Source organism: Myceligenerans cantabricum (genome assembly GCF_054777735.1).
The window spans coordinates 349525-363540 of record NZ_BAAHAJ010000013.1; the positions used below are offsets into that span (position 1 = coordinate 349525).

At 74.3% G+C, this 14016-nt stretch carries 15 protein-coding genes and 1 riboswitch; of the genes, 11 read left to right on the top strand and 4 right to left on the bottom strand.

Annotated features, from left to right (window positions below; translation table 11 throughout):
• Nucleotides 1-183: 183 nt before the first annotated feature.
• From ACYU96_RS18755 to ACYU96_RS18795, 9 genes are all read left to right on the top strand, one after another.
• Nucleotides 184-876 (top strand): CpaE-like family protein, encoded by a 693-nt coding sequence (locus tag ACYU96_RS18755; protein ID WP_460757005.1) that lies wholly within the window; start codon nt 184-186, stop codon nt 874-876.
• A gap of 20 nt (nt 877-896) precedes the next feature.
• Nucleotides 897-2078 (top strand): TadA family conjugal transfer-associated ATPase, encoded by a 1182-nt coding sequence (locus ACYU96_RS18760; protein ID WP_460757008.1) that lies wholly within the window; start codon nt 897-899, stop codon nt 2076-2078.
• On the top strand, nt 2072-3226 hold the full coding sequence (locus ACYU96_RS18765) for a type II secretion system F family protein (protein ID WP_460757011.1): 1155 nt from the start codon (nt 2072-2074) through the stop codon (nt 3224-3226). Before ACYU96_RS18760 ends, ACYU96_RS18765 begins: the two co-directional genes overlap by 7 nt.
• Before the next feature lie 157 nt (nt 3227-3383).
• Complete coding sequence (locus tag ACYU96_RS18770; protein ID WP_460757013.1) at nt 3384-3599, top strand: DUF4244 domain-containing protein; 216 nt, start codon at nt 3384-3386, stop codon at nt 3597-3599.
• 35 nt (nt 3600-3634) lie between these two features.
• The gene (locus ACYU96_RS18775; RefSeq protein ID WP_460757016.1) at nt 3635-3952 is read left to right on the top strand and encodes a TadE family type IV pilus minor pilin; all 318 of its coding nucleotides are present in this window, start codon (nt 3635-3637) and stop codon (nt 3950-3952) included.
• The gene (locus ACYU96_RS18780; protein ID WP_460757018.1) at nt 3949-4809 is read left to right on the top strand and encodes an Rv3654c family TadE-like protein; all 861 of its coding nucleotides are present in this window, start codon (nt 3949-3951) and stop codon (nt 4807-4809) included. The genes ACYU96_RS18775 and ACYU96_RS18780 overlap by 4 nt, the downstream gene beginning before the upstream one ends.
• A gap of 93 nt (nt 4810-4902) precedes the next feature.
• Nucleotides 4903-5937: an ABC transporter ATP-binding protein gene (locus ACYU96_RS18785; RefSeq protein WP_460757021.1), complete on the top strand. Its 1035-nt coding sequence runs from the start codon at nt 4903-4905 to the stop codon at nt 5935-5937.
• On the top strand, nt 5934-6797 hold the full coding sequence (locus ACYU96_RS18790; RefSeq protein ID WP_460757023.1) for an ABC transporter permease: 864 nt from the start codon (nt 5934-5936) through the stop codon (nt 6795-6797). Before ACYU96_RS18785 ends, ACYU96_RS18790 begins: the two co-directional genes overlap by 4 nt.
• Nucleotides 6798-6800: 3 nt before the next feature.
• Complete coding sequence (locus ACYU96_RS18795; RefSeq protein ID WP_460757025.1) at nt 6801-7037, top strand: helix-turn-helix transcriptional regulator; 237 nt, start codon at nt 6801-6803, stop codon at nt 7035-7037.
• 63 nt (nt 7038-7100) lie between these two features.
• Here ACYU96_RS18795 and ACYU96_RS18800 read toward each other — a convergent pair whose 3' ends face one another.
• A complete protein-coding gene (locus ACYU96_RS18800) occupies nt 7101-7301 on the bottom strand; it encodes a hypothetical protein (RefSeq protein WP_460757027.1) in 201 nt (66 codons plus the stop codon).
• Nucleotides 7302-7426: 125 nt separating this feature from the next.
• Nucleotides 7427-7531: riboswitch (TPP riboswitch) on the top strand.
• On the opposite strand from ACYU96_RS18800, the gene thiC reads away from it, so the two are divergent.
• Nucleotides 7527-9347, top strand: coding sequence for a phosphomethylpyrimidine synthase ThiC (thiC, locus tag ACYU96_RS18805; RefSeq protein ID WP_460757030.1), 1821 nt, complete (start codon nt 7527-7529; stop codon nt 9345-9347). Its footprint overlaps the riboswitch before it by 5 nt.
• 28 nt (nt 9348-9375) lie before the next feature.
• On the opposite strand, the gene ACYU96_RS18810 is transcribed toward thiC, so the two are convergent.
• Nucleotides 9376-12240: a DEAD/DEAH box helicase gene (locus ACYU96_RS18810; protein WP_460757033.1), complete on the bottom strand. Its 2865-nt coding sequence runs from the start codon at nt 12238-12240 to the stop codon at nt 9376-9378.
• A gap of 164 nt (nt 12241-12404) precedes the next feature.
• Between ACYU96_RS18810 and ACYU96_RS18815 the strand changes: the two genes are divergently transcribed.
• Entirely contained in the window at nt 12405-13262 is an 858-nt protein-coding gene (locus tag ACYU96_RS18815; protein ID WP_460757035.1) for a hypothetical protein, read from the top strand.
• Between the two features lie 49 nt (nt 13263-13311).
• Here the strand turns inward: ACYU96_RS18815 and ACYU96_RS18820 are convergent, their stop codons facing one another.
• Together ACYU96_RS18820 and mobA are read right to left on the bottom strand one after the other, a co-directional pair.
• Nucleotides 13312-13557: a DUF6457 domain-containing protein gene (locus ACYU96_RS18820; RefSeq protein WP_460757038.1), complete on the bottom strand. Its 246-nt coding sequence runs from the start codon at nt 13555-13557 to the stop codon at nt 13312-13314.
• Nucleotides 13554-14016, bottom strand: a 463-nt coding sequence (gene mobA / locus ACYU96_RS18825) for a molybdenum cofactor guanylyltransferase (protein ID WP_460757041.1), incomplete at its 5' end; no start/stop codon positions are given. The genes mobA and ACYU96_RS18820, both read right to left, overlap by 4 nt.

Sequence of the window (14016 nt, forward strand, 5' to 3'; positions counted from 1 at the left end):
GTGGGGCGGAGCGGTCGGGGCCGAGGAAGCCTGGTGGCACGCGCCGGATGCGGGTGCGGTCCCGGACGGGCCGCGCGGCAGCGACGGGCGGCGGGTACCGGACGTCCCGACGGCGCGGAGAGAGACGGGCTACGGCCGGGCGCGCCCGGCGGACGGGGGACCGAGATGGGGCGGCAGGGGCGTGTGATCGCCGTGACCGGCGCGAGCGGAGGCGTCGGGACGACCGTGGTGGCCGCCGCGACGGCGCTGGGCATGACCCGGCGAGGGGAACCGGCCGTGCTGGTCGATCTCGATCAGGGTGCGGCCGGGATCGAGATGCTGCTGGGAATCGAGGACGTGCGGGGCGTGCGGTGGCCCGAGCTGTCCGCGGCCCGGGGCGAGGTCGACGGCGCGGCCCTGGCTCAGGCCCTGCCCGCCTGGCGCGGCGTGCCGGTCGTGAGCGGGAGGCGGCGGTCCGAGCCGCCGTCGGACGACGTCACGCTGGACGTGTGCGCGGGGATCGTGCAGTCGGGGCACGCGGTGGTGCTCGACCTTCCGCGGCCCAGCGCCTGGTCCGGGGCGGTGCGGGCCCTGCTGCGCGGATGCGACGCGGTCGTGCTGGTGACGCCCCTGACCTTTCCCGGCGCTGCCGGCGCGGAGCTCGTGCGCGACCAGCTCGTCGCCACCGGGGTGCGCGACGTCCGCGTGGTCGTCCGCGGCCCCGCACCCGGGCAGGTCGACCCGGACGCGCTCGGGACGGCGCTCGGGCTGCCCGTGGACGGAGTCCTGCTGCGCGACCGGACCCTGCCGGGAGCGGTCGAGCGCGGCGAGGGGCCGCCTGCCGGGCGCCGCAACGCCGTCGGGCGGCTCGCGACCGAGCTGGGACGGGCACTGTGAGCGCCGGAGCGGTCCGCCCGGTGCCCCGTGACCCCGTGCCCCGCGACCCGGCGCTGCTCGACCCCGCTCTGCTCGACTCCGTGCGGGCCCGCATCGCGCGCGGCGGCATGGACTCGGCGGACGCCGTGCGCGAGGCGGTACGGGACAGCGGTCGCGTGCTGGGCTCGACGGCGCTCGCAGCGCTGGACCGGGAGGCACGGGCGGAGCTGCTGGGCGCGGGTCCCCTGCAGCCGCTGCTCGAGACGCCGGACGTCACCGATGTCCTGGTCAACGGCCCGGACGACGTCTGGATCGACCGCGGGCGCGGGCTGGAACGCGTCGACGTGCGCCTCGGGACGACGGCGGACCTCCGCGCCCTGGCCGTCCGGCTGGCGGCCATCGGCGGGCAGCGGCTGGACGACGCCCAGCCCAGCGTCGACGCCCGGCTGCCCGACGGGACGAGGCTGCACGCGGTCCTCGAACCCCTCGCACCGGCCGGCGCCGCGGTCTCGCTCCGCGTGCTGCGGACGCGTGCGTTCTCGCTCGACGAGCTCGTGGCGGGCGGGGCGCTGCCCGCCGCCTGGGTCGGGATGCTCCGAGCCCTGGTCGAGCGGCGAGCGAACATCCTGATCAGCGGCGGGACCGGGACCGGGAAGACGACGCTGCTGGCGGCGCTGCTCTCCCTCGCGGGCGGCGGGGAGCGGATCGTCACCGTCGAGGAGGCGCGGGAGCTCATGACGAACCACCCGCACGTGATGCCGCTCGTGACGCGGCGCTCGAACGTCGAGGGCGCCGGCGGCATCGACCTCGCCGATCTCGTCCGCGACGCGCTGCGCATGCGGCCCGACCGGATCGTGCTCGGCGAGTGCCGCGGCCCCGAGGTCCGCGACGTGCTCATGGCCATGAACACCGGGCACGACGGCGGGCTCGCGACCCTGCACGCCAACGCCGTCGCGGTGGTGCCCGCGCGGCTGGAGGCCCTCGCGGCGCTCGCCGGGATGCCGCGCGACGCCGTGGCGGCGCAGGCGGCCGGGGCGCTCGACGTCGTGCTGCACCTGCGACGTGCCCGGGGCGTGCGGTTCCTCGCGGAGGTCGGCGTGGTGGGCAGGGAAGAGGGCGGAGAGCTCACGGTGCGCCGGGCGGCGTGGTGGGACGGGCGGCGGGCGCACGAGGTCGATCCGGCCGCGTGGCAGGACCTGACCGGGAGGTTCGGACCGTGGTGAGCGTGACGGGCGGAGCGGAGATCGGCCCGGTGCTCGCCGTCGGAGCACTGGTCGCGGCCGCGGTGCGGCTCGGGTTCGCCCCGGTCGGGCGTCGGGTGGGCGAGCTCCGGATCGCGGTGAGGGGGGCGGCACGCGCGCACGGTGCGCCAGAGCCGGGCGCCGAGAGAGGAAGAGGGGGCGAGGGCGTCGCGCGGCGTGCGCGGCACCTGGGGGCACCGGGCGGTGACCTGCCGGTGCGAGTGCTGGTGCTCCAGGTGGTCGCGTTGCTGCGGGCGGGTGTCGCTCCCGGGACGGCCTGGTCCCGGGCGGCGGGCGTCCCCGTCGATCTCGCGGGCGTGCCCGACGCCGGGGCTCTCGGCGGGCTGCTCGGGACACGGAGCGCGCGCTCGGTCGCGGTGGCGACCCGGCTCGCGCTCGACGTCGGCGCCCCGCTCGGCCAGGTGCTGGAGGCGGTGGCGGACTCGCTCGTCCGGGACGCCGAGGCGCGTGCCGAGCGTGAGGCGGCGATCGCGGGCCCGCGGACGACGGCGCGAGTGATCCTCTGGTTGCCTCTCGCGGGCGCCGGTCTCGGGTGGCTGCTCGGCGCCGACACGGTCGGCGTGGCGACGGACGGCGGTCTCGGCAGTGCGGCGGTCTTCCTCGGTGTCGTGCTCGTGGTCGCCGGGTGGGTCTGGTCCGCGCGGCTGGTGGCCCTGGCGCGGGACCGGTCGCGTGGTGGCGAGATCGACGTGCAGGTGCTGCTCGATCTGCTCGCGGCGGCGCTCGGTGCGGGATCCGGCGTGCCCCGGGCCCTGGGTGCCGTCGGGCGCGCCGTCGCCGGGAGGAGCGGGGCCGCGCTCGAGCGTGCCGCCGATGCGCTGGTGCTCGGTGCGACCTGGGGACAGGCCTGGGTGGACGCACCGGAACCGCTCCTGCCGGTCGTCCGCGCGCTGCGTGGTGCGTGGGTCGACGGTGCGGCCCCCGGCGAGGCGCTGCGCGCCGCAGGTCAGGAAGCCCGCCGTGAACGGAGCGCCGCGGCCCGGACCGCCGCGGCACGGCTCGGCGTGCGCCTCGTGCTTCCGCTGGGCTGCTGCTATCTGCCGGCCTTCGTGCTGGTCGGGCTGGTCCCGGTGCTGTTCGCGATGGGTATCGGCCTGCTCGGCACCTGACGCGCACCGGGCCGGCACCCGGCAGGCACCGCGAGCTTCCCCCGTCCGGGGGGTCGAGTCCGCCACCCGGCGGTCTCGGAGCGCCGCCGCGTCGCGCGGCGGCCGTGTGAGACGTCCCGCCGCACGGGGTGGCGGGAACGAAGGAGAGGAGATCACGATGACGGACACGAAGGCCGTCGGTCCGGCCGGAGCGGTCGGGCAGGCAGTGCAGGAGGCGCCGGGGAGCGACCCCGAGGGCGGGATGGCGACGGCCGAGTACGCGATCGCGACCCTGGGGGCGGTCGGGTTCGCCGGCCTGCTCACGGCCCTGCTCAAGGGCGGTGCGGTGAAGGGCATGCTGATGTCGCTGATCACCTCGGCACTCGGCGGCTGACGATGGCCGCGAACCGGGGTACGGAGCGCGGGGCCGTGACGGCCGAGATCGCGGTCGCTCTCCCCGCCGTGGTGCTGGTCCTGGTCGCGGTCCTCACGCTCGTGGCCGCGTCCGGGGCGCAGATGCGCGCCGTGGACGCGGCCCGGGCGGGCGCACGGGCCGTCGCGATCGGGGACGACGACGCGGCGGTCGAGCGGGTCGTCACACGGGTCGGCGGCGACGACACCGACCTGTCGATCGACCGCGACGGCGAGTGGGTGCAGGTGACCGTGACGAAGCCGGTGGCGAACGGGTTGAGCGCCGTCGACCCGCTGCGGGCACGCGGCACGGCGACGGCCCGGGCGGAACCGTGAGCGGGCGGCCGGTCGAACGAGGTGCGGGCACGGTGCTCGTGCTGGGGATCGTCGGTGCCGTGCTGCTGCTCATGGCCGGGCTGGCCGCGCTCGGTGCGGCGCAGAACGGCCGGGGTGCGGCGCAGTCCGCCGCCGACCTCGGTGCGCTGGCCGGGGCCACGGCCCTCCGGGACGGTGGCGACGGGTGCGCGACGGCGGCCTCCGTGGTCGCCCGGAACGGGGCCGAGGCGACGTCGTGCGACGTCCCGGAGGCCGGCGTCGTCCGCGTCGAGGTCCGCCGGGCGGTGGCGCTGCCGGGCCGGTGGCCCTCGCTCGGTGCCGCGCAGGTGGCCGCCCGTGCGGGACTGCGCGCGACGGTGGCCGAGGGCGGGCAGCTCGCACGGGGACCGGGTGTGCCGGGCTGGGCCGGCCGGCAGCGGGCGGGGCAGGTGCCGGGCCTGGCCGGGGCTGCCATGCGGTACGGCAACGGTCGGATCCCGTCGAGCGCGCTGTGCGACCTGTCGTTCGCGCCGGGGCACGAGCTGCGGTGCGACGCGGCGGTGGCGATCGAGGAGCTGAACGTGGCCTTCGGCGCGGTGTTCGGGCGCCACCTGACGGTGACCGACTCGTATCGGTCGTACGAGGCGCAGGTGGCGGTGAAGGCGAGCAAGGGCGCGCTGGCGGCACCGCCGGGGACGTCGAACCACGGGTGGGGGCAGGCGGTCGATCTGGGCGGCGGGATCCAGGGGTTCGGCACGGCCGAGTACCGGTGGATGGCGGCGAACGCGGGCGCGTCCGGCTGGATCCACCCCACCTGGGCGGAGCCGAGCGGATCCAAGCCCGAGGCGTGGCACTGGGAGTACGGGACGGGAGCCTGATCCTCCGGGTCTGACGCGGCTGAGGGGAAAACAGCGTGACATGACATCACTACGAGCCATAGCATTCCTGCTACGAACAATAAGGAGGGTGCGATGACAGGCATGCAGCCGCCGCAAGGCTCGGCGGACGTGGCGCTGGACGTCCGGGACCTGCGGATGCGCTACGGAACCAAGGACGTGCTCACCGGCGTCTCGTTCACGGCAGGTCGTGGGGAGGTGCTCGCGCTGCTCGGCCCCAACGGGGCCGGCAAGAGCACCACCATCGAGATCCTGGAGGGGTTCCGCACCCGGTCCGCCGGAGAAGTCATGGTGCTGGGGCAGGATCCGGCGTCCGGCGACGAGGCATGGCGGGCCAGGCTCGGCGTCGTGCTGCAGTCGTGGCGGGACCATGGCCGGTGGAAGGTGCGTGAGCTCCTCGACTATCTCGCCCGGTTCTACGTGCCCTTCTCGATCCCCGAGATCGAACGGCCGTGGGACGTGGAGGAGTTGCTCGGCGTCGTCGGCCTCACGGAGCACGCGAACCTGAAGATCAAGTCGCTCTCCGGCGGCCAGCGTCGCCGCCTCGACGTGGCGATCGGGATCGTCGGCCGGCCGGAGCTGATCTTCCTGGACGAGCCGACGGCGGGCTTCGACCCGCACGCCCGCCGCGAGTTCCACGACCTCGTGCACCGGCTGTCCGACTTCGAGAACACGACGGTGCTGCTCACCACCCACGACCTCGACGAGGCGGAGAAGCTCGCCGACAGGATCCTGATCCTCGACCAGGGCACGATCGTGGCGAACGGCTCGGCGGACGAGCTGGCGCGCCAGATGGCCACGGGAGCGGAGGTGCGCTGGACCGCGGACGGACGCCGCCACGTGCACGCCGTCGAGCAGAATGATCCCACCGTGTTCGTCCGCGACCTGCTGGGGTCGGACCCTGAGGTCACCGAGCTCGAGGTGCGCCGGGCCAGCCTGGAGGACACGTACATGTCGCTCGTGCACCGTGCGGAGACGGGCCAGGGCGCGCCCGGGAGCGGCTCGGACGAGCCGGGCTCGTCCGAGCCAGGACCGGACGATCCGGGACCGGACGCGACCGGCGACGGCGTGACGAGCAAGGACGACGAGACCCAGGAGGTGCGCTCATGACGGCGGCGACGCCCGACGCCCGGTGGACGGCGGTCCGTGCCGGACTCGTCCGTGGCTGGCTGGAGACCAAGCAGTCGCTCCGGGAGCCCGGGGACATCCTCTGGTTCTTCCTGATGCCCGTGATCTTCGCGGTGGTGCTGCTGTTCATGCGCGGTAGCTCGGTGCCCGGCACCGACTTCGAGCTCGGCGCCATGGTGTTGCCGAGCATCGTGGGCATGTCCATCGCGTTCGGCGGGCTGACCGGGCCTGCCGGGGCCATCGCGACGGACCGCGAGGACGGGACGCTGCTGCGGGCCAAGGCCACGCCGAACGGGATGATCGGCTACCTGTTCGGCAAGGTGGTCATGTTCGGCGCGACGACGCTGATCAGCCTTGCCCTGCTGGTCATCCCCGGCATCACGGTGGCGGGCGACCTGCGGATCGACGCCCGGACCTGGGCGACCCTGGTGGTGATCTTCGTGATGGGCATGGTCGCGACCGTGCCCATCGGTGTGGCGCTCGGGTCCCTGTTCAAGACCGCGTCGCAGACGGGGCTGCTCATGCTGGTCTCGATGGCGCTCCTGGTCGTGTCGGGGATCTTCTATCCGCTCACTGCCCTGCCTTCCTGGCTGCAGTGGATCGGCCAGGCGTTCCCGTACTACTGGCTCGGGCTCGGTGCCCGGTCGGCGATGCTCCCGGACGAGATGGTCGTCGCCGAGATCGGCGAGTCCTGGCGCACGCTCGAGATGTTCGGTGTGCTCGGCATCTGGGCCGCGCTGGGCCTGACCGTCGCGCCGATCGTGCTGCGGCGGATGGCCCGCCGGGCGTCCGGGGCAGCGGTGGCGGCGGCGCGGGACCGTGTCATGGCGCAGGGGTGGTGAGTGGTGGGCGAGACCACGACCGACGTCGTCCACAACCGGATCGCGATGCTCCGGGCCGAACGTGGGATCTCGCGGCGCGAGCTCGCCGAGGCGCTCGGCGTGCACTACCAGACGGTGGGCTATCTGGAGCGAGGGGAGTACAGCCCGTCGCTGTACCTCGCGCTCCGGATCGCCGAGTACTTCGACGTGGCGGTCGAGGTCGTGTTCTCCACGCGGCCGTTCAAGCGGCTCGGTGAGTAGGACGTCGCGCGGGAGAAGGTGGTGCGTCGCCTTCCCTGCGCGACGGTCGCCCGGCGCGGCGTGTCAGGCCTGGTCCTCGGGATCGGCGGGATGGTTCAGGACGGTGATGGTGCCGTCGTCCTCGATCCGGAGGCGGCGCGGGTCGCCGTCGGCGAGGTCGAGCGCGGCCTCGAGGAGGACCGCGTGGACGGAGTCCCACCGGGCGGGCAGCCAGTGGTAAGAGCGCAAGGCGTCGAGAACCGGTCCTGGGGGTACGCGTTGCACGGTCATATCATCCACGAGGTCGCATCATCCCAGGTCAGAGGCTATTTTGCGAACCAGGGGCGTGGAGCTGCCGCCGCTTGGCGCCAGTGTTGACGCACAGATACTGACATGTTGTAACGTAAGCCTCGATCCCACGGGTGCCCTCGCAAGGGCTGAGATCGGGCTGTCGCGGCTCGGACCGTCGAACCTGACCGGGTAATTCCGGCGTAGGAAGTTGGAGAGTTGATGACGACCATTTCTTCACGCGCGCTCACGTACGACGTCGACCACGAGAGCGGCTTGCACGTCGCGGTCACGGAGATCACGCTCGCGCCGTCCCCCGACGGCACCCCGAACGACCCCGTCCGGGTCTACCGGACGGACGGCCCGGCGTGCGACCCGAACCACGGCCTCCCACCGGGCCGGACCGGCTGGATCACGGAACGCGCCGACACCGAGGAGTACAAGGGTCGCGCGGCTCACCCGACCGACGACGGCCGTGGGGCGGCTCGCCGTGCGGCACGCTCGTCCGCCGGCGAGGACGCTGCGCGGCATGCCGGCGGCCCGGCGTCCGCCGACGAGTGGAAGGGGTCCCGCCGCCCGCCGCGCCGCGCGCTCCCCGGCCGCACCGTCACGCAGCTGCACTACGCCCGCCGCGGCGAGATCACCCCGGAGATGCGTTTCGTCGCGGTCCGGGAGGGCTGCGACGTCGAGCTGGTCCGGTCCGAGGTGGCCGCCGGGCGCGCCATCATCCCGAACAACGTCAACCACCCCGAGTCGGAGCCGATGATCATCGGCAAGGCCTTCGCCGTGAAGGTGAACGCGAACATCGGCAACTCCGCCGTGCACAGCTCGGTGGCGGAGGAGGTGGAGAAGCTCCAGTGGGCGACCCGCTGGGGCGCGGACACCGTGATGGACCTGTCCACGGGCGACGCCATCCACACCACCCGGGAGTGGCTCCTGCGCAACTCCCCGGTCCCCATCGGCACGGTCCCGATCTACCAGGCGCTGGAGAAGGTCAACGGCGACGCGAACGCCCTGACCTGGGAGATCTACCGCGACACGATCATCGAGCAGTGCGAGCAGGGTGTCGACTACATGACGGTGCACGCCGGCGTGCTGCTGCGGTACGTGCCGCTGACCGCCAACCGTGTCACGGGGATCGTCTCGCGCGGCGGCTCGATCATGGCCGGCTGGTGCCTCGCGCACCACCAGGAGAACTTCACCTACACGCACTTCGACGAGCTCTGCGAGATCTTCGCCGCCTACGACGTCGCGTTCTCGCTCGGCGACGGCCTGCGCCCCGGATCCATCGCCGACGCGAACGACGCCGCCCAGTTCGCCGAGCTCGACACGCTCGCCGAGCTCACGAAGCGAGCCTGGCGGTACGACGTGCAGGTCATGGTCGAAGGGCCCGGGCACATCCCGCTGCACCTCGTGCGCGAGAACGTGGAGCGACAGCAGGAGCTCTGCGACGGCGCGCCGTTCTACACGCTCGGCCCGCTCGTCACCGACATCGCGCCCGGCTACGACCACATCACGTCGGCGATCGGCGCGGCGGAGATCGCCCGCTACGGCACGGCGATGCTCTGCTACGTCACGCCGAAGGAGCACCTCGGCCTGCCGAACAAGGACGACGTGCGCACCGGGGTGGTCACCTACAAGATCGCGGCCCATGCCGCCGACATCGCCAAGGGCCACCCGGGCGCCCGCGACCGCGACGACGCGCTGAGCAAGGCCCGGTTCGAGTTCCGCTGGCGTGACCAGTTCGCGCTGTCGCTCGATCCGGAGCTCGCGCAGGAGTTCCACGACGAGACGCTCCCGGCCGAGGCGGCCAAGACCGCGCACTTCTGCTCGATGTGCGGGCCGAAGTTCTGCTCCATGCGGATCTCGCAGGACATCCGCGACGAGTTCGGCGGAGCCGCGGAGCAGCAGGCGATCGCCGGGGCCGCGGACGGTCTCACCCCGGAGGAAGCCCAGGCCGGCATGGCGGCCAAGTCGGCGGAGTTCCTGGCAGCAGGCGGCACGGTCTACCTCCCGGACCCGCAGGTCGGCACCCCGACCTGACCCGGGACCGTTGCGGGCGCGGCCCTGCTCACGGAACGTGTGACAGGACCGCGCCCAGCAGCCGCACCGCTGCCGCCTTCTCCAGGGGCGCGTTGTACGAGCCGCACTTCGGCGACTGCACGCATCCTGGGCAGCCGTCCGCACAGGCGCACCCGACGATCGCGTCGCGGGTGGCGCGCAGCCAGGTCGCGCCGAGCTCGAACCCCCGCTCGGCGAACCCCGCACCGCCGGGGAAGGCGTCGTACACGAAGACGGTCGCCTCGCCCGTGTCCGCGTGCAGCTCCGTCGAGACCCCGCCGAGGTCCCACCGGTCGCACGTGGCCAGCAACGGAAGCATCCCGATCGACGCGTGCTCGGCCGCGTGCAGCGCCCCGGGCGTCTCCTCCGCCGACACCCCGGCCGCCCGCAGCACGAAGTCCGGGACCGACCACCACACCGCCACCGTCCCGAGGATGCGCTCGGGCAGGTCGAGCGCCTCCGTACCCATCGTCTGCAGGTCCGGCAGCCTGCGCCGCTGGAAGCTCACCACCTGGCTCGTCACCTCGACGGGCCCGATCCCCCACGTGATCGGCCCCCAGCTCCGCGTGACGACCGGACGGTCCTCCCCGGCGTCGGCCCCGCCGGGCCGGTCCGTCGCGTCGCCCGTCCCGTCGCTCGTCTCCCCGGTGCCGACCCCGACCGTCATCCCGCCGGGCTCCGGGTCCCCGCCCGTGGCGCCGCCGTCGTCGTCGGCCCCGACGACCGCCACCTCCATCACCTCGCGTGACCACGTCCCGTAGTCGACGTCGTGCCGCACGACGACGGCGGTGTGGTCCGTCAGGTCGAAGTGGTCGACGACGTAGGTCACGCCCTGATGGACGTACACGGCGCCGTCGTGCACCTGACCGTCCGCCGACGGCGCGTCGACCGTCCCGAGCAGCCGCCCCGAACCCGCCTCGACGACCCGCACCGGCGTGCCGCCCGACCCCCGCAGGTCGGTCAGCCCCGCCGCGGACTGCGCGTGGGTCCAGTACCAGCCCGAGGCCCGACGCCGCAGCGCGCCCCGCGCGACCAGCACCTCCAGCACGTGTCGCACGTGGCGCGGGTCCCCGAACCGTGCGAGGTCCGCCGACCGCAGCGGTACCTCCTGCGCGGCGACGCACAGGTGCGGTGCCAGGACGTGCGGGTTCTCCGGGTCGAAGACCGTGGCCTCGAGGGGTGCGTCGAAGACCGCCTCGGGGTGGTGGACCAGGTAGGTGTCGAGCGGGTCCTCGCGGGCCACGAAGGCGACCAGCCCGTCGGCGCCCGCTCGGCCGGCACGGCCCGCCTGCTGCCAGAGCGACGTGCGGGTCCCCGGCCAGCCCGCGACGAGCACCGCGTCCAGGCCGGAGATGTCCACCCCGAGCTCGAGCGCGTTGGTCGTGGCCAGGCCCAGGATCTCCCCGGTCCGTACGGCGCGCTCCAGCTCGCGGCGCTCCTCGGGAAGGTATCCGCCCCGGTACGCGGCGATCCGGTCGGACGCAGGGACGGCGGCGGGCACCACCGCGATCGCATGCCGCAGGTGGTCCCGGGCACGCTGCGCGATCGACTCCGCGCCCCGCCGGCTGCGCGTGAACGCCAGGGTGCGGGCACCGGCGGCGGCGAGATCGGCGAGCAGGTCGGCGGCCTCGGCGGTGGCGGAGCGACGGGGGTTCTCGCGCGGGCGTTCGGCGGGCGGGGCCGACTCGTGCCCGGGGGCGGCGTCGAGCGCCCAGGGGTCGTCGTCGCCGACGGCGCCCGCGTCGCCGGGACCGGGACTGCCCGTTCCGGCGGAGTCGTCGTGGGCGTCGGTCGCGCTGCGGGTGCCGGGCGGGTCGCCGGCGTCGTCGGCCCCGGAGCCCCTGCCCGACCGTGCGAACCCGTACCCCGCGACCTCGGGCGGCTGCCACAGCGCGAAGGTGCGCCGCCCGGCGGGCGACGTGTCGTGGTCGACGACGGTGATCTCCTCGGCGGGCACCCCGATCAGCCGCCCCGCGCTGACCGCGGGCTCGGCACTGGTCGCAGAGGCGACGACGAACCTGATCCGCCCGGCCCCGTCACCTGGAGCGGGCCCGGCGGAAGCCTGCCTGGCGGAAGCGGGCCCGGCGGCGGCAGCCCCGGGCGCGGAGGTGGCAGGAGCGGGCAGCCCGGAAGCGCCGTCGAGCGTGGACGGGAACTCGGGGACCGCCGCGTAGTGCTCCGCGAGCCGGGACAGCCGCCGCAGGACGTGCGACACGTGGGCGCCGAACACGCCGCGGTAGGCGTGCCCCTCGTCCACGATCACGTACCGCAGCCCGCGCAGCAGCCGTGACCAGCGGCGATGTTGCGGCAGCAGCGCGAAGTGCAGGAAGTCCGGGTTGGTCAGCACGACGTCGGCGTGGCTCTGGGCCCAGCTCCGTTCCTCGCGCGGCGTATCGCCGTCGCAGGTGGTGACACGGACGTCGGGGGTGCGGGCGGCGTCGAGCACACGCCGCAGCGCGTGGAGCTGGTCGGCGGCGAGCGCCTTGGTCGGGCTGAGGTAGATCGCGGTCGGTCGCGGGGCGTTCGCCGCCGACGGCGGTCGCGGGCCACCGCTCGTCGTCGTGCCCCGCTCGCCGTCGGCGGACCGGATCTCCGACAGGACCGGCAACCAGAACGCCAGCGACTTGCCCGACCCGGTCGAGGTGGCGAGCGCGACGTGCCGGCCGTGCCAGGCGGCGTCGGCGGCCTCGGCCTGGTGCACCCACGGGCGGTCCGCGCCGAGGTGCCGGTACCCGGCCACGACCTCCGGGTCGGCCCAGCGCGGCCAGTCGGCCTGCTCGCCGGCACGTCCCGGCAGCGTGCGCACATGGGTGAGCCGGTCTGCGCGGGCTCCGTGCGCGGTCAGGACGTCGAGGAGCGGATGGTCGGCGGGCACGAGGGCAAGTGTGGCAAACCCTGGCACCGAGGTGTCCGGGTCTTGACGTTGCCGAAATACTGGGAGGGATGTGGGCGACCGCCACAACCCATTCCGCACGCCGCACGTCATACCTGAAGAAGCGCCGGCAGGGGCAGGCCAGGCCGGTGGGGCGGGAGCACCTGATGAACGTGAAGCGGGGAGCTGGATACGCGATGCTCGCCGGGATCGGCGTCGCGCTGGCGCTGGTGACCACCGCGGACGCCACCGGCGGGGGAGTGCGCACGGTGGGGGTGCCGGTCGCCGAGACCTCGCGCGGCGGCGTGACCGACCCCCAGGACGGCGCGGGCGCGGAGGACGGCTCGGGGCCGACGTCGGACGCGGGCACCGGTCCGCCCGGGGACCGGGACGACGCATCCCCGCCCGCCGCGGACGCGACGGCCGCGGACGGTCCCGCACCGGGGTCGCCCGACCCGTCGGGACCGCCTCCCGGCACGTCCGGCGACGGCGGCGGCCCGGCCTCCACGTCCGACGGGTCCGTCGCCCCGTACACCGACGGCTACCTGCCGCCGCAGTGGATGCGTGACGTCGGCTTCGCGTGCGGGTCGCCCGTGACCGACCTGGACGACGGCGACCCGTCGCTGACCACCGAGGTGACCGGCGAGTTCGACGTCGCGACGGGCACGCTGCGCGCCAAGGTGGAGGGCGACGTGGCGGCCGAGGACATCGTCGGCTCCCCGCTCGTCGTCTGGTCGCAGGACGAGGTGATCGTCGACATGGGCATGGGCTGGCACGAGGCCGACTACGAGCTGGCCGAGGCGCTCGCGGCCGACGGCACCTGGACGGGCGACGTGCTGGCGCCGCAGTTCTCGACGTGCCAGGAGGACACGGAGGCCTCCGAGGGCATGGGTCTCGACTTCGACAACGAGCGCGCGGCGGGGACCTACGAGGTCCGCGTGGTCACGCTCCATGGCCTCCAGGAGCACGGAGAGCGGGTGGACCGCCTGGACGTGAGCGACCCGGTCGACGTGACGGTGCCCTGAGCGGCGCCGGCCCGGTGGCCGGCGCGCACCTCGTGGCCACGGGCTGCGCTCAGGCCTGTTCCGGCCAGCGGTCGGCCAGGTCGAGGGCCTTTCGGGCGGCGTCGGTCTCCTTGCCGGCGGCCGCCGCGAGGCCTGCCGCGTAGCCGACGGCGTAGGTGGTGACGGGCGCGGCCGGCCGTGCGACGGCGTGCGCGGCATCCCGGGCCAGGTCCAGGATCGCGTTCACGTTCACGGTTCCCGGCTCGAGCCCCAGCTCGATCTCGAGGGCGGAGATCCAGGTCTTCAGATCGGTCATGGTCGCTCCTTCGGTGCGGGGCCGGGGCGGACGCCGAGACGTTCGGCATCGTCCCATGTATCGACATCTGCGGACAGACTGCCAGGGTCAGGGACCCGGAGCAGGTGGAGACCGGTCAGGAGCCGCCGCACGGAGGCGCCACGTCCGGATCGGGCGTCAGGCTCGACGGCGATCGCGGACAGTCTGTCAGTGAGGGCCGCGACGCGATACAGCCCGACGAGCCACTGTGCCCGTCCGTCGGCGACGAGGTGCGCCCCGTCGGCCCCGGGTTCCCGCTGGACCGCGGCCACGAGCCGCGGTACCGCCTCGGCCGCCCGAGGCACGTCGACGGCAACCACCAGCACCCAGGGGGCCGGTGGGTCGGTGTGGTCGGCAGATTCGTGAGTGGTCGGCAGATTGAACTGCCGATCACTCACGAAGCGACCGACCGCATCGGTCGCCTCACGGGACCGGACAGAT

Excerpts from the sequence above, each read along its gene's own strand:
- ACYU96_RS18770 (WP_460757013.1), top strand. The coding sequence starts at position 3,384 with ATGACGGACACGAAGGCCGTCGGTCCGGCCGGAGCGGTCGGGCAGGCA.
- thiC (WP_460757030.1), top strand. The coding sequence starts at position 7,527 with ATGACGACCATTTCTTCACGCGCGCTCACGTACGACGTCGACCACGAG.
- ACYU96_RS18785 (WP_460757021.1), top strand. The coding sequence starts at position 4,903 with ATGACAGGCATGCAGCCGCCGCAAGGCTCGGCGGACGTGGCGCTGGAC.
- ACYU96_RS18815 (WP_460757035.1), top strand. The coding sequence starts at position 12,405 with ATGAACGTGAAGCGGGGAGCTGGATACGCGATGCTCGCCGGGATCGGC.
- ACYU96_RS18790 (WP_460757023.1), top strand. The coding sequence starts at position 5,934 with ATGACGGCGGCGACGCCCGACGCCCGGTGGACGGCGGTCCGTGCCGGA.
- ACYU96_RS18820 (WP_460757038.1), bottom strand. The coding sequence starts at position 13,557 with ATGACCGATCTGAAGACCTGGATCTCCGCCCTCGAGATCGAGCTGGGG.